The sequence below is a fragment of the Bacillus cereus group sp. BfR-BA-01453 genome, assembly GCF_022662915.1.
Lineage (GTDB): Bacteria > Bacillota > Bacilli > Bacillales > Bacillaceae_G > Bacillus_A > Bacillus_A paranthracis.
This window is the reverse complement of the sequence record NZ_JAKUEN010000008.1, coordinates 132,085-152,028: the sequence shown is the minus strand read 5'-3', so window position 1 is coordinate 152,028 and position 19,944 is coordinate 132,085. Positions and strand designations below refer to the sequence as shown.

Below are 19,944 nucleotides of genomic sequence, written 5' to 3'. Positions count from 1 at the left end.
TCTCATCATTTTCTCATTATGTCGATGTTAAACATGTGAAAAAAAGCGCATGTTTTTTACAATTTTGTGTCGTCAATTGCTTGTAGCCATGCTTCAATTTCTGTAATAACACTTTTCACACAGCCTTCAGCAAATGGTGATGTTAAATTTGCAACTTCTACTAATTCCAAGAATGATTTACTTCCACCTTGTTGGCACAGATTCACATAATCTTCCCACGCCTCTTGTCTATTATCTCTTGCACGTTTCCAAAATTGCAGTGCACAAATTTGTGCTAACGTGTAGTCAATATAGTAGAACGGCGAGCTATAAATATGTCCTTGACGTTGCCAGAATCCACCGCGCTCTAAATAATCATTATCTTCATAATCACGATGCGGTAAATACTTTTTCTCTATATTACGCCATGCTGTCTTACGCTCTTCTGGTGATGCTTCAGGATTTTCATATACATAATGTTGATATTCATCAACAGATACACCATACGGTAAAAACAGAAGTGCTGAACTTAAGTGAGAGAAGTAATATTTATCTGCATCTTCTTCAAAGAATAACTTCATCCATGGCCATGTGAAGAATTCCATACTCATAGAGTGAATTTCACACGCTTCATATGTTGGCCAATTATATTCTGGAATTTCAAATTTACGACTTTCATATACTTGGAAAGCATGGCCTGCCTCATGTGTTAATACATCAATATCACCAGATGTTCCGTTAAAGTTTGAGAAGATAAACGGCGCTTTATAATTCTCAATATATGTACAATATCCACCGCCAGCTTTTCCTTTTTTTGCAACTAAATCTAATAAATCATTATCTAACATGAAATTGAAAAATTCATCTGTTTCAGCCGATAACTCTTTATACATCGTTTTCCCATGATTAACAATCCAATCCGCATCTCCTTTAGGAGTTGGATTACCTGTCGGAAATTCAAAGTTTTCGTCGTAATACGCTAACTTCTCTACACCGATACGTGCTTGTTGGCGTTTTCTTAATTCCGTTGTGACGGGAACGATATAATCTAGCACTTGCTGACGATAATTCGCTACCATTTCCGCATTATAATCTGTACGGTACATTCTTGCATATCCAAGTTCAACAAAGTTTTTGAAACCTAAAGATTTGGCGATTTTTGTTCTTACTTTAACAAGCTCGTCATAAATACGATCTAACTCTTCTTCATTCTCAGCTAAAAATCCGTAATACGCCTCACTTGCTGCTTTACGTTCACTTCTTTCTTTCCCTTGCATAAATGGAATAAGCTGTGATAACGTTCTTTCTTCTCCTGCAAAATTAATTTTTGCAGATGCTAATAATTGTGTATATTGTGAAGATAATTTATTCTCTAATTGTAAATCCTTCACGACTTCATCAGAATATGTTTTTAAATCACACTCCGCAAGAGCAAATAATTGCTTCCCATAATACGCTTCTAATTCTTCACGGAATGGAGAATGAATTAACGCATTATAATACTTTGTACCATATCCTTGTACAACTGGAGAGAATTCATCAAAGAAATCTTGCTCTTTCTTATAAAAAGCATCTGTTGTATCAACAGAATGACGAATGTAACAAAGATTCCCCATTGTACCAAAATCGTTACGAATTTCGTTAATTGAATGAATAACTTGTTTTTGTTCCTCTACAGTTTTTGCGTTATCAAACCTCTCTAAAGCAGCTGTAAATTTCTCTTTTAATTCTTCAATATTTGGCCTTTTATATTCATAGTCTTTAAATGACATGAACGAGCCTCCTCTCCATTAAATGCATCCTTTACTATAATTCAATACTTACTTCCAAATCTCCTCTTATTCTTCAACAAAATACGGCATATACTGCCATCATTACATGTAAACAAAAAAGCTTTGGATTTCTTTATCCAAAGCTCCTTTGGAACATATTATTACTTTTCATACTTTCCAATCTTTTTTAATAGATCCAGTAATTCTTCCTTTTCCTCTTTCGTTAACATTTCAAAAGACTGATGAATAACTTGCTCATGCCCTGGAAAAATAGAAGAAATAAAGTTCTCTCCAGATTCAGTTAATTGTGCATAAATAACACGTCGGTCATTCGGGCATGGAATTCTCTTTACTAGTCCCTTTTTCTCTAACTTATCTACAACATATGTAATGCTACCACTAGCTATTAAAATACGCTCACCAATTTGCTGAAGTGGTTGACCGCCTTTATGATATAGCAGTTCTAATACAGCAAACTCAGTTGGATTTAAACCGTTACTTTGTATAGACTTATTTGTCGTATCCATAACAGAACGATGTACACGAGATAATGCAATAAATACTTTTAAAGATTGAGAAATATCTTCTCGTTCATTATTTGATGTCATACAACTTTCAACCCTTCACTTAAATTCTCAATAATAAAAAGAACAAAATAGTACTTCATATAAATTCCGAATGAGTATTCACTCATTCATTATCTCTCCCCAAATATATTATGAATGATTCTTGAATAAAAACATGACAATTTTAACATAGTTTATATATAATGATAATAAAAAAGAAGGAGTACCAAATTTGAAGTTCAAATTCCACAGCATAGTTTTATATATATTGCTTGTTATCCTACCAACAACAGGGATTGGTGCTACATTTTATTCATATCATTCGTATAAAATGAAACAAGAAAATAAACAAGTTGCCCATACGGTCCTCTTTTTATATAGAGACTATTTAGATTACCACCTTGGCGAAGCAATTTCTGCCCTAGAAATGCTCGCAAAGGTCGTAGGAACCGAGACTGGAAATATGAATGGGATGAAAGAAATTGTACATGATACAGATGGAAACGATGCACGTTTTTCTGGTCTATATTACGCTACACCAGAAGGTATCATTACAATCGCATCGGAAGGTGACCGACCACCTGTTGATGTCTCAGATCGTAAATATATTCAAAACGCATTACAAACTAAGAAAACAACTGTATCATCCGTCATTACAGATCGTGTTCTTGGCCATCAAGCTATTATGATTGCTTCCCCCATTTTTAATAAACAGAAGGAGCTCTCAGGCTTATTGTTAGCAAGTTTACGCTTTGACTACATTTCATCATCTTTAAATGCCATTAAGCCACAATACCATTTTGAAGTAACTGATAAGTATGATGTAGTTTTTCTAACCGATGATAATAACGAAACAAGTGATGCACATTCTAATATGCTTACTACTCCACTCCAAAGATTAGATTGGAAGGTCTCTGTTTCTCCGTTACCTATTCATCAAAAAACTTTAAACCAGTGGGTTGCCGTAGAATGTATAGCTACTTTATTTTTAATGTCAATTTTATTTTTACTCGCTCAATATATGTTGTTAAAACGACAAACAAAACTAGAAAGACAACAAAATGAACTACAAAAAATTGAATTAGTTGGAACTTTTGCAGCTAGTACCGCCCACGAAATCCGTAATCCACTTACCGGAATTAAAGGGCTCGTCGCTCTATTAAAAGAGAAATATAAAGATGAACAAGATCAGTTCTATTTTTCCATCATCGAACAAGAAATAGAACGAATTAATGAAATTGTAAGTGAATTTCTTATTCTTGGAAAGCCAACTGCAATCATTGAACAAACATATGATGTGAGAACCATTCTAAATGAGGTAGCATTAATTATTCAATCTGAGGCGAATCTACATAATATTGTATTCCATTTACATTTGCCAGACCGTCCTGTTCATATCCGGTGCTCAAAAGACCATATGAAACAAGTGGTTTTAAACATTACAAAAAATGCAATTGAAGCTATGACTTCTGGCGATACACTAACTATTTTCGTAACAAACAATGAAACACACGCACAATTGCAAATTATAGATACTGGAAAAGGGATTCCAAAACATATTCAAAAACACCTCTTTCATCCGTTCTTTACTAATAAAGATACTGGAACAGGTCTTGGACTTGTCATATGTAAACGAATTATAGAGATGTACAACGGGCATATTTTTATTAACAGTATAGAAAACGAAGGAACGACAGTTCATATCGAAATTCCGTTACACATAGTATAATTATCCTTATCCCTAAAGGGTAATTATACTTATTTCATAAAACCAGCCACAAGCATTCGCCAAAAATTACTTGATTTCCCTTCATACCCAATTTGAAAAATAGGTACCTTTATAATTGATAACCATTTTGGTGTTTGTTTTTCTTTATAACACTGGTACTGTAAAATAAGCTTGTCCAATTCTTGACTAACTTGAATCGTCTCCGTACTATTTAACCCACTCGTTAAACCTAATTGAATCATCTCTTCACGTTTCATATGAATATCACGTGAAAGCTTTTCTAATGTGTACTTCCTTTTTACAGTAAACATTCATATCCCCCTTATTATACTTCCATGCTCTCTACTTCACTTCTCCATTGAACTTTTAACTGCTTATCATATTTGAATTTGAAGAATCAGAAAATTTAACATTTTCTCCCTGTAATTTACAAATCTTTACCCTCACTTTGAGAATTATTACAAATTATTCTATCTTTGTAAATACATTCGCAATAATAGACAATTTTTTTATCTCCTTTTTTTACAAACACCAATTAAATAGCGGATTCCCTATTTTCCATATACTTTTCTTCGACATTTTTTGTTTAATTTATATAAAAACGCAAACCATAATGGTGATTGATAATATAGAAAGGAACTATTTATATGCACAAATATACGATTGCATTGCTTATTTTGACTATGTTTTTACCATCCTTCTTGTTTCCTGTTGAGGCCAAGGCCCATACAAATAAAGTAGCTATTGTCATTGATGACTTCGGCAATAATATGAAAGGAACTGATAAAATGTTATCACTTCCTATTCCACTAACTGTTGCTGTTATGCCTTTTCTTCCTTCCACAAAGGAAGATGCGATAGCGGCTCATAAGAAAGGACACGAAGTTATTATACATATGCCAATGGAACCGCTTAAAGGTAAAAAAGAATGGCTTGGACCAAAAGCAATTACAACTGATTTAAGCGACGAAGAAATAAATAATCGACTCGAACAAGCGATTCAAGAAGTACCACATGCAATTGGGATGAATAATCATATGGGATCAAAGGTGACTGCAGACGAAAGAATTGTACGACTTATACTCGCAGCTTGTAAAAAACACGGTTTATTTTATTTAGATAGCAAAACAAATCCTAAGAGTGTCGTCCCAAAAATCGGGAAAGAATTAGGAGTACCAATTATTGAAAATCAATTATTTTTTGATGACGTGTACACAGCGGCACATATTTCAAAACAAGCCCAATTACTCATTAAAAAACTTCAAGAAAAACCGATTATGGTAGCTATCGGACATGTTGGGCCTCCAGGTGAAATTACATCACGTGTTATAGAAACCTCTATTCCTAAAATTCGTGAACATGCAGATTTTATTTTTTTATCCGATTTAGCATTATCTCCGCCTCCTGTTTCAAAATAAGATTCATGACTCAAACTAAAAAAGAGAGCAATCTGCATATAGCAAATTGCTCCCTTTCCTTTTCATCTTAAATATAATCTACATGACTCACCCTGAATCCTTTTTTCTCTATTTTTTCGATTAATTGCTTTAATCTTTTTTCATTTAACTCATCTGTTATATTGACAATAACGCGGCGAATATATTGATCGCCGTTATCTAGCGTAAATAGTCCACCGATATGAAATGCTTTCAACAATGTCCCAAGTTCTTTAATCGTTCCCTTACAATCTTGTGTTGCAATCGTTAATATATAACCACCCGTCCGCATACCAAATGAATCCTCAATAACATCAAATATATTGGAATGAGTTAAGATGCCAACAAATTCATTATAATCATTTAATACAGCTAAAAACGGCAAACGACGAATAACATAAAATGCTCTGAAAAAAGAGTCCTTTTCAAAAATAAATGCAATGGAATCTTCCAGCATATGTTCCGTACTTAATTCCTCTAATCCACCATTACACTTCTTTTCTAAAAGGTCCACTTTATAAATAATCCCCATGAATTTCTTTTCATCTTCTGCTAATACAGGGATTGCTCGAAATCCCGTTTCATTCATAATTTGCAGAGCCTTCTTACCTGAATCGTTCATTTTGCAAAATGTTACTTGCTGTTTTGGCAGAAAATGATATTTAACTCGCAAAATATGTTCCTCCTTACATGTCAACATGTAATCTATATATAATAAGGAAACCTATATTTTATGAGTAAAATTATTTTTAAAACGCTTTCATTTACTTATTGACTTGTAACGACATCACAAACATTTCATATAACAGAGCTCTTTGCACCTTTTATCATTAACAATTTTACATGGTAGTTCATTAAATATTCTATACCCTCCAACCATTTTTTCGCGTATTCTGGAGTTCTTCCCCACACAATCATGCCATAATTATGAACGAGAACTACTCCTCCACCTTCAATAAAATTCGGCACATTATTCTCTAATAAATCTGCGAATTTTTTCTCATCTTCTACAATGGGAATTGTCATTTCTGTTATACCTTCTTTTCCAAAAACACGTTCCACGCTACGTTTATCGAATGTTACTTCCCCTTTTTCTCCATACAACTCTGATATTAAATGACTATCTACAGTCTGTACTTGTAGAATACATTCTGCACTACTTTTTTTATAAATATCTGCATGCATAAATGATTCCGCAGCTGGTTTTTCTTCATTTTCAAATACTGGTTCACACATACAGTTCACAACAATAAAATCTTCTTCTGAAAATAACCCTTTATCTCTTCCTTCAACGTTTACTAAAAAAGTTAACGGCTCTTTTGACGTACAAAGTGATAAGCTAATTTTTGTACCATAAAACCAATCACGAAGTGCTAGTTCAGATTTCACATCTTTTAATTCATTCCATTTCTTTAGAAAAAATAACATTTCGTCACCCCCGGCGTAATATTCATATAATGTTCGAATCCTTTCTATGTAAAAGGAGTATTTTTTGATTATTCTAAAAATTTAATTGAATTATCACATGAGAACGCCTTTTTGTCAATATAGTTTCACGTCTCTTCTTTAAAAAGGGCTATTCATATGTCTATACTCCTGTATATTGACTATTTCATTTTATACATAAAAAATACGTTATTCTTTTTCAATCAAAGAATAACGTATTTTCTCATCTTTTATTTCGTCATTGCGTTATATAAGAACTGTGCATATTGTTCACGTGTTACAAAATCATCACCTAAAAAGTTTCCTTTTCCATCACCTTTTGATATGTTATTGTCCGCTAACGCTTTCACATATTCTTCTGCCCAATGACCAGTTGGTACATCATTAAAGTTCACTTTATTATTTTCATCTTCTTTTAGCTGAAATACTTTATATAATACTACAGACATTTCGTATCGAGTTAATACTCCATCTGGACGAAACTCCCCAGTACCATCTCCTTGCATAATTCCAGCTTGCGCAACTGTAGCAATATCTTGCTCAAACATATGTCCCTTCGTATCTGTAAATCTCTCTTTCTGCTCTACTTTATTTTCTAATTTCAAATACCTTTGTACTAAAGACGCAACTTGTCCACGAGTAATACGATCCCCAAATCCAAATTGTCCATTTCCATATCCCTTAAAAATATTTTCTTTCGCTAAATAATGAATTGCTTCCTCTGACCAATGTCCTTTTGGTACATCTTTAAATTCTACTACTCCTACTTTTTCATCTTCTTTAGAATTATTGTCTTCTTTAGAAGTGTTATCTTCTTTACTTTCTACCACATTTTGAATCACAGATCCTGTGAAGAAGATTCCTGTATCCGCAAATGGATCTTTTACACCAAATTCATATACTTTCTCACCCGGTGTACTCCACTTAACTGCATCATTACTATACGTACCACCTTCGCTCTTTAAACGAATTTTTGTAGAGATTTTACCATCTTTCTCGTATATAGGTACTTTTACTTCTTTATTTACTTCTGTTTCCTCTAAAAATACTTTTTGATTTTGAACATTGATATAGGCTGTTTTACTTAGTTCTATAACTGGTCGAACATCACGAATTTCATTTGCAACAAAACTTAAGAATACTAACTTTTTCAAATTGCTAGCTGGTGTTAAGTCTGAAATATAATTCGCTTCTAAATCAAGCTTTTGTAAGTTTACTAGACTTGATAATGGAGTAATATCTTTTAACTCATTGTTAGGTAAGTGTAATTGTTTTAACTGTGTCATCTTACTTAGAGGAGTAACATCTTTTATTTCATTTTTCCCGATCCACAATTCTTCTAATTGCTTCATTTGCTCAATACCGGATAAATCTTTTACTTTATTACGTGTTAATACTAAGTCTTTTAAAGGTAATGAATATAACGGTTTAATATCTTCAATTTGATTACCTGCTAAAGTTAAATATGTTACATTTTTCAACGCGCTTAATGGCACAACATTCGTAATTTTATTATTTGCTAAATTCAAGTAATCTAGTTGTTCCATTTTCGCTAATGCTGTTACATCTTCTATTTGGTTACCTGATAAATATAAACTTTTTACATTTTTCATTTCAATTAGTGGTGCAACGTTCGTAATTTTATTATTACTTAAATCAAGAGAATCTAAATTATCCATCTTAACAAGTGGTGTTACATCTGAAAATTCATTACCACGTAAAGCTAAATGTTTCAATTGTTTTAAGCTCGTAAAGAATGATGGATCTTTTATCTTCGCATTCGCAACTGTTAAAGATTTTAAATTTGGCATATATTTTAATGCACTATAATCCAGTATCTCATTCGTATTTAAAAACAAGTCCTTTACTTGTAATAACTCTTCTTTCGTGATTGGTGTATTTAAATCTTTTCTATTAAATACCTTTTTATTAACAAGCTCTCTTAATTTATTATCTGTTATCATATTTTGATTATCAACTGGATAATCCGTCTCCATATTGCCTGAATTAGAGTTATCATCTGGTTTCTCTGTTTCTTTGTCACCTACAGTTGGATCTTTAATTTCAAATTGAACTTGATATTTGTGATCATATCCAATAGCCGGAATAAGTATATGCATTTGCATATTGTGCTTCTTCTCAAACTCGCCAATTTCAAATTGAACTACTTTCGTTCCATTCTTCCTCTTATCTTCTGACAAAACTTTTACATCATGAAATACGCCAGGTTGGTTTTTATCCTCTATTCTAAGGTATTGAAAATAATCGCTATCTTGCATTGTTACAGTTACAATTTTTTTCCCATCCGCAATCGTTACTTTAGGATCTTTTATATATTGAGAAACCATAGATGGCTCGTCTTTTTGATCCTTATATATTTTAATCTCAGTATCGTATGTACGTTCACTAGCTGCCGCTACCGATTGGTTTGCTTCAATTTTTATTGCTGCTAACGCTGGAGTAGAGTATGCAGCAAATGGAATTGCTAATGTTGTCGCTACTACTAGCGCCTTCATATAATTTTTTTTCAAAATAATATCCCCTATCATATATAATCTTTATAATTGATAAACATTATCAATTACTCATAAATAAATGATAATGAATATCATTATCGATGTCAACGAGAATATTACATTAAATTTATATTTTTAAAGGCAAAAAATATAAAAGCCCTTTATTCAAAGAGCTTTTTTACCTATCGTATGAAGAATTTCATTTTTCTCCTTCTCATTGATGACACCAATTTTTTGCAAAATATTTGCATACAATACAAGTTTATTATATATCCGTTCTGACATGCTTCCCCTTCTTTCCTTCGACCAACTTTTTTTGTATTGGTAAATTATATGAAAGAGATGGGAAAATGTGTCCACTTTTTTTGCATAAATACAAATCTTTTATCCCGCTATTTGTAGGCAGTAAAACTCCCACCTCACAATCAGGTGGGAGTTCTACGTATTTAACAAATTGTCCATTGAATATTATGCCTTTTAACTTCCTCTTCAAAACTATAGGGCATTTTCTTATCACAAATTACATGTTGAATGCGCGAAAACGCTGCTATTCGGTAATTTCCTTTTACGCCTACCTTTGTATGATCACATAAAATATATGTTTTCTCTGCTAATTTCATCATCGCTTCTGACAGTTTAGCCTTTTCTAATTCAAAACTAGAAACTCCAAAACCAGGTAATAATCCATCAATCGAAACAAATGCTTTATGAAAATGAAATTGCTGGATAACTTGCTGCGAAATAGATCCTGATACGCGTGAATGTTTTGGAGATACTTTTCCACCAATAAATAAAACTTCACCGTGAAACATCTTTTTATTAATAGAAGAAATTAATTGTGTTGCTACTGGAAATGAACTTGTTACAATCGTTAAATTTTTGCGATGTACAAGATATGGTACCATTTGAAGTGGTGTACTTCCGTCATCAATCGCAATAACATCTCCATCTTCTACAAATGTTGCTGCTTTATACCCAATTCGCTTCTTCTCTTCTATATGTAGCATCTCTCGTTCTAACATTGGTGCCTCTATTCCAGCTCCCGGAAGTTGGACGGCTCCACCATACACTTTCTTCAACTTCTTTTCACGATCCAATTCTTCTAAATAACGACGAATCGTCTCTGTTGATACAGCAAACTCTCTCGCTAATTCTGAAACTTTTACCTTCCCTTTAAACTCTACCTTCTCAAGAATGGTTCGCTTTCTTTCTTCACCTACTACAGACATAACCTCACCCCATTGATTTCTACCTCATACGCTGCCTTACTTATACAAAGTTATAACTTTCCTTTTCAACGAAAACTTCCTCGTGAATATGAATACCACGCTTTTTTAGTTCATCAAAAATAATTTGTGGTTTGACAAAAGCTTCCTCGGGTGTCACAACACCAACTTTATTTACATTCCCATTTGCGATTAGCTCTGTAGCAATCCCAAATGGAATACCGACGTTTCTCGTATAAGCTCTTAATTTTTCCCATCCTACAACAGATCCATCAGATAACGGGTGTGTATGATATAATACACGTCTTTGTTTCTCATTATTTTTCATACCTATTACTTCTACATGAAGTGCATAACCGTAAATCTCTGTTTCTTGTCCTTCTTTCGATTGCAATAAATACTTCGCAATACAATCCATTATGCCGATTTCTTTTCCATTTATTTCAACTGGATCATTACGCAATATACCGTAATCATACAATGCACGTACGAGCTGCATATTTTGCTTTGGCCAAGTTCCTCTCGTCTCTATTAGTTTAACGCCTTTATTTTCTAATGCTTTTGCTAACGTAATCGTTTCAGAATGCGGTATGATATACTGCGTTGTCTTACCATAAGGCGCCGGTAATTCAATTTCTCTTGGACGCGCAAACGGAGGCACTTGCTTAAACTCACCATCTTCATACACTGTACGCGATGGCAAATGTGGATCATATTCATATGTCGTTGTTTCTGTAATGGATGCAGAAAAAGCAATGGGACGATACGAACCATGACTTACACGAACTGACTCTACAGTATGTAACTGATTTGCTGCATGCATCGCCATCATTTGCGTTACACCTGGCGTCATACCAAACCCAGGTAAACATGTTTTTCCGTTTTGAACAAATATAGAATGCGAATCATTTTCTTCACCAAATCCATTTAAATTCACACCGTGACAACCTGCTTCTGCAATACATCGAGTAGATAATCCATTTAACTTAATTGTTGTACCATCCATTACAATGTCATAGCCCTTCATTTTTGCAACCGTATCCTCATGATTCGTTACATCTACTTTCACAAAATCAACGCGAGGATCGTTGAGCCATTCTACTACTTTAAGCCCCTCTTCTTCGTTAAAATCTGCTACTGTAATCGTCTCAAAAGATGAAAATTGCACTAAATCTAAAATTGCTTCACGACAAATTTTACCTGCTCCACCTAAGCAAAATACTTTCAACCTATAACAACTCCTTTAGCGATACTATCAACTAAGCGATGAATATCTGCCTCATGTACATCACCGATATTTCCAATGCGGAATGTATCTACTTTTGAAATTTTACCTGGATATATAACAAATCCATCCCGCTTTAATTCATTGTATAATTGCTCAAAATCAAACCATTCTTCTGGATAAATGAAAGATGTAATAATAGGCGATTGATATTTTTCATCTACTAGTGGCTTAAATCCGATTTCTCTCATTCGATTCACTAATAGTTTTTGATTGTTATCATATCGATTGTAACGTGCTTTTACTCCGCCCTCTTTTTCTAATTCAAGTAGTGCTTGATAAAAAGCGTGTACAACATGTGTAGGTGATGTAAAACGCCATTTCCCATTTTGATTTTCCATTATTTCCCATTGATCGTATAAATCTAAAGATAATGAACGTGCCTGCCCTTTACATTTCAACAATTCATCGCGCTTTGCAATAACAAATCCGAACCCTGGAACCCCTTGAATACATTTATTCGCACTACTAATTAGAAAGTCAATTTGCAACTCAGCGATGTCTATTTCAATACCACCAAAACTACTCATTGCATCAACTAGTGTTACTTTTCCGTATTGCTTCCCTAATTTACATACATCTACAATTGGATTGATAATACCTGTTGTTGTTTCACAATGAACAACTGCAATATGTGTAATCTCTTTATCTTGTTGTAATATCTTTTCTACTTCTACAATATTAGTAGGCTCCCACTCTTCTGTTTGACTGACCACCACATCTATATGTAACATCTCTGCCATTTGTACAATTCGCTTACCATACGCACCATTTGTACAAACAAGCAGCTTTCCGTTTTTTGGAATGACAGAACCGATTACTGCTTCAACTGAAAACGTACCGCTTCCTTGCATTAATACTGTTGTATATCTCTCTTCTTCCTTCGTTGCTAACGATACAAGTTTAGCTCTTACCTGTTGCACCATCGTGTTATATTCAACATCCCACGTACACCAATCGTATAGCATAACTTCTTTTACTGTTTTTGTTGTCGTTAATGGTCCTGGCGTTAATAATAAGTAGTGATTTTCAGTCATGATCCTCTTCCCCTTTTATGAAATAATAAATTCTTGTTTCTCGATCTGTTCAATTACGTTTTCGAGTCCCTGCATCGTTTCAATTGTAAAATGAGCCCCGTTTTCAACGAAACGCTTTCGAACTACTTCCATTTTTTCACGAAGTTCTACCGGATCCATAGTTTCAGCTGCCCACTCACTTAAGCCGAGCTCACTACTACCGAGAATTACACCCACAGTCCACATACCAGCATTTCTGCCCTCTTTCATATCTGACACTGTGTCCCCGACTTTTATCATATGATTCATCGGATACACACCAAGTTCCATCGCATTTTTATAACACATCCAAGGGTATGGACGGCCTGCTGAAACATCATCTGGCGTCACAAGAACATCAGGTTTATATCCTTGTATTTCTGCTTCTTTTGCAACGATGTCCATCATTTCTCTCGTATAACCAGTTGTTGAGCCAATTTTAAGGCCTCTTTTACGTAATGAAGCAACCACTTCTTTCACCCCATCAATTGGCGTGGCATATTGTGGCAAAATAGTAAAGAGTATTTCTTCAAACTCTTCATACATCTCGTGAATGTCTGCTTCTGTTGGTAAATGTCCGAAAACACGCTCCCACTCATTCGCAATACGAGGCATTTCTGTTAGTGCCCTTACATGATCGATCTTTAATAATCCCATCGGTTTACGGGCTTCTTCATCTGTAATTTTAACACCACGTTTACGAAAAATTTTTATGAATACTTCCAGTGGTGCAAAACATCCGTAATCAACTGTCGTACCTGCCCAATCAAAAATAACTGCTTCTATTTTCATACAATCCATCACCCTTCTCACTTATCTTTTTTGCCATTGTGAAGTTCGGTTACGAAGTGCTTTCGTTCCCCATTCATATACAACTCTCACTACAATATTTGTAACAACAATAAGTACACTCATTGCAGCTGCTGGCGCTACATTTCCTGCATCATCCATATTTACGATTGATACGGCAGCTAGTTTAAAATCAGCTGCGTATAAGAATACAACCGCTGACACAGTTACCATCGAATTGACGAAATAGTACATCACCATTTCTAAAATTGCTGGTAAACACATCGGTACTGTTACTCTAAAGAATGTTTTATAAAACGGAATTCCCATCGACTGCGAAACAAGCTCAAACTCTCGGTCTAATTTCTTTAAAGCAGTCGTTGCGGTAACGAATGTTACCGAATAAAAATGAATGATGTTTACTAGTACTAGCACAGCAATTGTTCCGTATAAAGAATGAAACGGATTCGTTACTGAAAGTCCAAGTATTTGAATCGTTGGTTGACTAAAGAAAAAGACGTATCCCAATCCAAGTACTAAACCTGGGATTGCTAAAGGGACAATCGAGAAAAAGTAGCCTGTTTTTCGGAAAAACTTTAGCTGATCTATTTTCTCAATCGCATATGCGAACATAAATGTTAAAATTGCCCCAATAACTGCTGTAACTGCTGAGACAATCACACTATTTTTAAATGCTTCAAGTCCATCTCCTGTTAAACTCGAAAAATTAAAATGCTCAAATGTAAAACTCATATTATATGGCCATACTTTCACACTTGCAGCAATACCAACCGCCACAAATAAAAGAATAATCATAAATGTAATCACACTACAATATATGAATGAGACTACATCTCTTTTCTTATTAGCCGTTATTCTATATGGCACTGCTTTGGAAGATAAGAAATTCGCCTGCTTTCTTTGCGTAATGCGATCAACTGCAAATGCAAATATAGCTGGAATTAATAAAATCATTCCGACAGTTGCACCCATCGGCATATTTTGTTGTCCAATTACTTGTTTGTATACATCAGTAGCAAGTACATTATATTGCCCACCAACAATTTTTGGTGCGCCAAAATCAGTAAAACTAAGTGTAAACACAACAAACATCGCACTAATTAATCCATACTTTACACTAGGTAAAGTAACAGTGAGAAATTGCTTTGTTTTACTCGCTCCCAACATATTAGAAGCTTCGTATAAACGATAATCAGAACCTTGGAAAGCAATTAATAATATAAGAAATGCTTGCGGAAATGTATACATGACTTCAGCCATTACAATTCCTACTGGTCCATATAAAGGGATTTGTATACCTTCAAATAAACCAAACATCCCTTTCGTTACTAATCCTTGATTACCAAATAAATATGTAAGTGCGATACCATGCATCATCGTTGGTGCGAATAACGGTAACAACGCGACATATTGAAATACACGCTTTCCAAATACATTCGTACGAGCGATCGCATAGGCGTAAGCGAAAGCAAGTGTCACTGCAATAATTGTTGTCGCGCCCGAAATCCATATCGTATTTTGTAATGATTGAACTAATGTTGGGGTTGTGAAATATTTACTGAAATTCGCAACACCAATGAAAGCTCCATCTTTATCATAAAAAGCTTGTGTAAACAATTGTAATAGTGGTAATACAAGCATAATCAAAAAAGCAAGAATCATACCAATAATTAATAGTCTTTGTATCCATTCTTCTTTACCGATACGTCTCTTAATCTTTTTTTTCGTACTTTCTACCTTTAAATTTTCTAACATCTCCATCTATACAACAACCTTCTTTCCATATGACAACATATGATTTTCTGAGAAAGAGATTTGAATCGGCTTTCCTTTCCTAATAGCTGTTTTTTCTACTTCTGATGCCAATATATCTACAACGATTTTCTCATTATATAGATGCGTTTTCTCATCTATAACGCGCACTTCTGTCCGGTATACAGATCCGCGAAACTCCATGCTTTCTACAATTGTTTTCATACCATTATTTTGTACGACTGTTACATGTTCCGGACGAATTGCATGTTCTTCGTTATTTTTCGAAAAGAAATTAATAGAACCAATAAAATCTGCCACAAACGGATTGGCTGGTCTTTGGTAAATCTCCTCTGGTGTGCCAATCTGCATAATTTCCGCATGATTCATTACAACAATTTTATCAGCCATCGTTAATGCCTCTTCTTGATCATGCGTGACCATAATAGTTGTCACTCCTACTTTTTCTTGCAAATCACGCATTTCTCTACGTAACTTTTCACGTACTTTTGCATCTAAAGCAGATAACGGCTCATCGAGTAACAAAATATCCGGAGACAGAGCGAGTGCACGTGCAAGTGCTACTCGCTGCTGTTGTCCACCAGACATTTGAGCAGGATATTTATCTTTTACATTCAGTAAATCAACTAGTTCTAACGCCGATAGCGCCTTCTCTTTTACTTCTGCTTTTCCATACTTTTTTGTCTTTAAGCCGTATTCAATGTTTTCAAGTGCTGTTAAATTCGGAAATAACGCATAGGATTGAAACACCATTCCGAAATTCCTCTTTCCAGGAGGTAATGCTGTAATATCTTTTCCATTCACAGCTATACTACCTGTTGTCGCCTCTTCTAGCCCTGCTAAAATTCGAAGCAATGTTGTTTTCCCACAACCACTTGGGCCTAATAAACATACAAACTCATTTTTTTTCACAGTAAAAGAAATATCTTTTAACGCTGTAAATGCATCAAACTGTTTTTGAATGTGTTGAATTGATAAATATTCGCTCATTTTTTCTCTCTCCCACTCACTTACTTTTTCGGTTCTGCTTTTTGGCCAAACTCTTTTTCCCATTTTTCTAAAATTTTGTCTCGATTTTCTGCTGCCCACTTAAAGTCGTTCTTTTTGTATAACTTTTCCGTCACATCTTTAGGGAATCCGTCTGGAAGTTTATAATCATTTTTAATTGTCGCAAATCCATTTTTCTCGAAGTATAACTTCATTACATCATCAGTAATTGCCCAATCTAAAAATGCTTGCGCTAATTTTTCATTTTTCTCATTATCTTTTTTAATAAGTGCGTTCGCTTCTACTTCCCAACCTAATCCTTCTTTTGGCAATACAACTTCAACTGGTGCACCTTTTTGTTTCTCTTTCAAAGCACTATAAACCATCGATACACCAACTGGATATTCACCCGCACCCGCTAATTTCGCTGGTTTTGAACCTGAATGAGTATAAGTTGCCATATTATCATGAAGTTTCTTCATGTAATCCCAGCCTTTATCTTCACCCATAATTTGTAACCATGCAGAAACTGTTAAAAATCCTGTTCCAGAAGATGCTGGATGTGGCATAACAAGCGTTCCTTTATACTCTGGTTTCGTTAAGTCTTCGTATGATTCTGGCATCGGTAAATTTTTCTTCTTTAATTCTTCTTTATTTATAGCAATCCCCGTCATAAATGCAGTATTTCCTACCCATTTTTCTGGTTGTTTATCATCTTTAAATTGCGGTAAAACGCGATCCGCTCCTTTTGGAGAGTATCCTTTTAACATATCTTTTTTATCTAAAGCTAATAGACTTGAAGCTGCAGTTCCCCATACAACATCTGCTTGTGTATTTTTCCCTTCAGCTAGCAATTTTGCTGTAATAACTCCAGTTGAATCACGAACAATATTCAGCTTCACATCTGGATATTTCTTTTTAAAAGAATCAAGATAAATTGGTACAAGTTCTTCTTCAATTGCTGTGTAAACAGTTAATGATCCAGATAATTTATCATCTTTTACTTTTGCCCCAGCACTTTCTTCTTTCTTTGCACCACACCCCATTAATAACGAAAATACCATTCCAGTTGCTACAGCTTTAAAGATTATTTTTTTCACTGTCTCTCTCTCCTTTTACAAATCTTATGTACAACTCAAATATAAACAACTAGTGTAAAAGCAGTATTAAACCAACATTAATCTTTTGTTTGTTGTTTGTTTTTGTGTAATACGTTGCTACTTCTATGTTTTTTCGCATTTTTCTGCTAATAATGAACACTAAATTTACAAATAATTAAAAAAACCTTTATAATCCCACAAAAAAATGAGGCGTTTGTAAAAAACGCCTCACTTTTGTTTACCTTTTTTTGAATTACGATTTGCATACTTCGCGCTATTTTCTCCTTCATACTCTAATGCAAATTCTGCATCTGGTAAGCTTTCTTTCGGAGTTTTATTATTGTTGATTGCCGCATTTTGTTTCACTTTTCTTTTTACCAATACATTCACCTGCTCTCAAAAATTCACTTTCTACTCTAGTTTGAAGCAAGCTAAAATAATTATTACTGGCAAGTGTTAACAAGTACATAAGAACTGCTAGATGGAAATACTACATATGAAGAAATCATAATAAAAAGGAGCTCTTATTTTGAAGAAGAAAGATAAAATCCAGTCACCCATTTTAGATGAAACGCTCCCGCATCAAATGAATTTCCCATCTTTTAAAGGAACAGGAAAGAAAATGCAACAACCTTTCATCAATCAATATGACGTCGTAATCGGAGACAGTAAATATGATTCCGAGAACAGTCCACTTCACAATTGGAGTGATGATGTAGATCCTGCCATTATGGCTGGAGAAGAATGGATCCATCCTACAAATGATATCGGGTGGATTTCAGAAGAAAATCAAGAGTTACTAAAAAAAGAAGGAGATAATAAGAAGGATACTTTTATGCATCCGCAATTTGGCATTAATGACTAAAAAACCATTCTACCTAACATAGGTAGAATGGTTTCATACTATCCAATAATAATTCTCTCTTTCGGATATTTATAGCGAGGTGGCTGTTCTCTTCCGCCACTAGCTAGTATAAATGTTAAAATACCGACACGCCCGATAAACATAAGTACAATGAGTACAAGTTTACCAACAGTTGTTAAATCTGGCGTAATACCTGTCGATAGTCCTGTCGTCCCGAAAGCAGAACAGACTTCAACAATTAAACTCATAAGCGGTACATTTTCCGTAATAGATAAAATAAATAGTGCTGTGGCACATAATAAAATCCCCATTGTCATAACGACAGATGCTTTCAGCACGTCCTCTTCATGTAGCTGACGTTTGAAGACTCTAACCGTTCTCCCGCCTCTTGCAAAAGTGTATAGTGACAATATACTAACAGCAAATGTTGTTGTACGTATCCCGCCCCCAACCGAACTTGGAGATGCTCCTATAAACATTAATATACTCATAAACAAAAGCGTCGGTTGTGACAATTCAAGTATATCCATTGTAGCAAGTCCCCCGCTTCGCGTCGTCACAGATTGGAATAGTGTATAGAAAACTGTTTCATGCCATGACTTTCCTGCTAAAAAATGATTTCGTTCTAGTAAAAAAATCATAATCGTTCCAACGACCACGAGCGCAAAAAATGTTGTTGTCGTCAATTTTGTAAATAGCGAAAAACGAAATAGTTGCTGTCTCCTTTTACTAAGGAATTGTTTCACTTCCATTAATACAGGGAAGCCGATTGCTCCTAAAATAATAAGTAACATATGAATCATTTGAACAATGTAATCTTTTTTATACGGAATTAGCGATTGTCCTGTTAAATCAAATCCGCCGTTCGTAGTTGCACTAACAGCTGCAAAAAAACCGTGAAAATAAGCTTCTTGCCAAGTTGGAAAGTAAAGTAAGAATCTTGTACCTAATAATATTGCTCCAATAAGCTCTATTGAAATAATTACAATTAAAATAGAACGCATCAATTCTACAAGACCTGATAAATTCCCTTGATTATGGTCTGCCATAATGAGTCTTCTTCTCTGCAAACCAATCTTTTTTCCTGTTATAATCCAAACGAATGTACCTAACGCCATAATTCCTAAGCCGCCCAATTGTAAAATAAGGGCTAAAATAATAATTCCTGCCGTAGTAAATGTATCTGAAATCGTAACAACAGACAGTCCCGTAACACTTACCGCACTAACAGATGTAAAGAGGGCATCGATAAATGTCCATTTCACATCAGCCTTTGTAACAAACGGTAAACTAAGTAATATTACCGATACAACTACTGCTAATAAATAAAACAAAACAATGAGTTGTACAGGACGCAATTTTTGTAAAAACTTTTTTATATCTCTCATTCCATCACTTC

At 34.4% G+C, this 19,944-nt stretch carries 18 protein-coding genes; 3 read left to right on the top strand and 15 right to left on the bottom strand.

What is annotated here, in order from left to right; genetic code table 11:
- Positions 1-56 precede the first annotated feature (56 nt).
- Positions 57-1,751 carry a M3 family oligoendopeptidase gene (locus tag MR070_RS17405; protein WP_138322280.1) on the bottom strand — a complete coding sequence of 565 codons (1,695 nt, stop codon included), beginning with the start codon at positions 1,749-1,751 and terminating at the stop codon, positions 57-59.
- A 161-nt stretch (positions 1,752-1,912) separates the two neighbouring features.
- Entirely contained in the window at positions 1,913-2,359 is a 447-nt protein-coding gene (locus tag MR070_RS17400; RefSeq protein ID WP_000203342.1) for a MarR family winged helix-turn-helix transcriptional regulator, read from the bottom strand.
- A 190-nt stretch (positions 2,360-2,549) separates the two neighbouring features.
- Here MR070_RS17400 and MR070_RS17395 point away from each other — a divergent pair, with 190 nt between their 5' ends.
- Positions 2,550-4,046: a DUF3149 domain-containing protein gene (locus MR070_RS17395; protein ID WP_242261704.1), complete on the top strand. Its 1,497-nt coding sequence runs from the start codon at positions 2,550-2,552 to the stop codon at positions 4,044-4,046.
- A 29-nt stretch (positions 4,047-4,075) separates the two neighbouring features.
- Here MR070_RS17395 and MR070_RS17390 read toward each other — a convergent pair whose 3' ends face one another.
- Entirely contained in the window at positions 4,076-4,357 is a 282-nt protein-coding gene (locus tag MR070_RS17390) for an aspartyl-phosphate phosphatase Spo0E family protein (RefSeq protein ID WP_000495540.1), read from the bottom strand.
- Positions 4,358-4,693: 336 nt separating this feature from the next.
- Here MR070_RS17390 and MR070_RS17385 point away from each other — a divergent pair, with 336 nt between their 5' ends.
- The gene (locus tag MR070_RS17385; protein ID WP_000549804.1) at positions 4,694-5,464 is read left to right on the top strand and encodes a divergent polysaccharide deacetylase family protein; all 771 of its coding nucleotides are present in this window, start codon (positions 4,694-4,696) and stop codon (positions 5,462-5,464) included.
- 67 nt (positions 5,465-5,531) lie between these two features.
- On the opposite strand, the gene cbpA is transcribed toward MR070_RS17385, so the two are convergent.
- The 11 genes from cbpA to MR070_RS17330 form a co-directional block, all read right to left on the bottom strand.
- Complete coding sequence (gene cbpA, locus MR070_RS17380) at positions 5,532-6,155, bottom strand: cyclic di-AMP binding protein CbpA (protein ID WP_242261703.1); 624 nt, start codon at positions 6,153-6,155, stop codon at positions 5,532-5,534.
- A gap of 125 nt (positions 6,156-6,280) precedes the next feature.
- Positions 6,281-6,910 carry a class II aldolase/adducin family protein gene (locus tag MR070_RS17375; RefSeq protein WP_000895996.1) on the bottom strand — a complete coding sequence of 210 codons (630 nt, stop codon included), beginning with the start codon at positions 6,908-6,910 and terminating at the stop codon, positions 6,281-6,283.
- Between the two features lie 248 nt (positions 6,911-7,158).
- Positions 7,159-9,477, bottom strand: a complete 2,319-nt coding sequence (locus tag MR070_RS17370; RefSeq protein WP_080559651.1) for an NEAT domain-containing leucine-rich repeat protein — start codon at positions 9,475-9,477, stop codon at positions 7,159-7,161.
- Between the two features lie 413 nt (positions 9,478-9,890).
- Positions 9,891-10,673 (bottom strand): DeoR/GlpR family DNA-binding transcription regulator, encoded by a 783-nt coding sequence (locus MR070_RS17365; protein WP_000117662.1) that lies wholly within the window; start codon positions 10,671-10,673, stop codon positions 9,891-9,893.
- Positions 10,674-10,713: 40 nt separating this feature from the next.
- Positions 10,714-11,898 carry a saccharopine dehydrogenase family protein gene (locus tag MR070_RS17360; RefSeq protein WP_000862149.1) on the bottom strand — a complete coding sequence of 395 codons (1,185 nt, stop codon included), beginning with the start codon at positions 11,896-11,898 and terminating at the stop codon, positions 10,714-10,716.
- Positions 11,895-12,992 (bottom strand): 2-aminoethylphosphonate--pyruvate transaminase, encoded by a 1,098-nt coding sequence (gene phnW, locus MR070_RS17355; RefSeq protein WP_242261702.1) that lies wholly within the window; start codon positions 12,990-12,992, stop codon positions 11,895-11,897. Before phnW ends, MR070_RS17360 begins: the two co-directional genes overlap by 4 nt.
- Before the next feature lie 15 nt (positions 12,993-13,007).
- The gene (gene phnX / locus MR070_RS17350; protein ID WP_242261701.1) at positions 13,008-13,802 is read right to left on the bottom strand and encodes a phosphonoacetaldehyde hydrolase; all 795 of its coding nucleotides are present in this window, start codon (positions 13,800-13,802) and stop codon (positions 13,008-13,010) included.
- 21 nt (positions 13,803-13,823) lie between these two features.
- Positions 13,824-15,581, bottom strand: a complete 1,758-nt coding sequence (locus tag MR070_RS17345; RefSeq protein WP_000425510.1) for a putative 2-aminoethylphosphonate ABC transporter permease subunit — start codon at positions 15,579-15,581, stop codon at positions 13,824-13,826.
- Positions 15,582-16,583 carry a putative 2-aminoethylphosphonate ABC transporter ATP-binding protein gene (locus MR070_RS17340; protein ID WP_000006186.1) on the bottom strand — a complete coding sequence of 334 codons (1,002 nt, stop codon included), beginning with the start codon at positions 16,581-16,583 and terminating at the stop codon, positions 15,582-15,584.
- Between the two features lie 20 nt (positions 16,584-16,603).
- Positions 16,604-17,680 (bottom strand): putative 2-aminoethylphosphonate ABC transporter substrate-binding protein, encoded by a 1,077-nt coding sequence (locus tag MR070_RS17335; protein WP_242261700.1) that lies wholly within the window; start codon positions 17,678-17,680, stop codon positions 16,604-16,606.
- Between the two features lie 228 nt (positions 17,681-17,908).
- Positions 17,909-18,061, bottom strand: coding sequence for a hypothetical protein (locus MR070_RS17330; RefSeq protein WP_000240799.1), 153 nt, complete (start codon positions 18,059-18,061; stop codon positions 17,909-17,911).
- A gap of 148 nt (positions 18,062-18,209) precedes the next feature.
- Here MR070_RS17330 and MR070_RS17325 point away from each other — a divergent pair, with 148 nt between their 5' ends.
- Complete coding sequence (locus MR070_RS17325) at positions 18,210-18,545, top strand: DUF3905 domain-containing protein (protein ID WP_000725962.1); 336 nt, start codon at positions 18,210-18,212, stop codon at positions 18,543-18,545.
- A gap of 38 nt (positions 18,546-18,583) precedes the next feature.
- Here MR070_RS17325 and MR070_RS17320 read toward each other — a convergent pair whose 3' ends face one another.
- A complete protein-coding gene (locus MR070_RS17320) occupies positions 18,584-19,933 on the bottom strand; it encodes a TrkH family potassium uptake protein (protein WP_001204696.1) in 1,350 nt (449 codons plus the stop codon).
- Positions 19,934-19,944 lie beyond the last annotated feature (11 nt).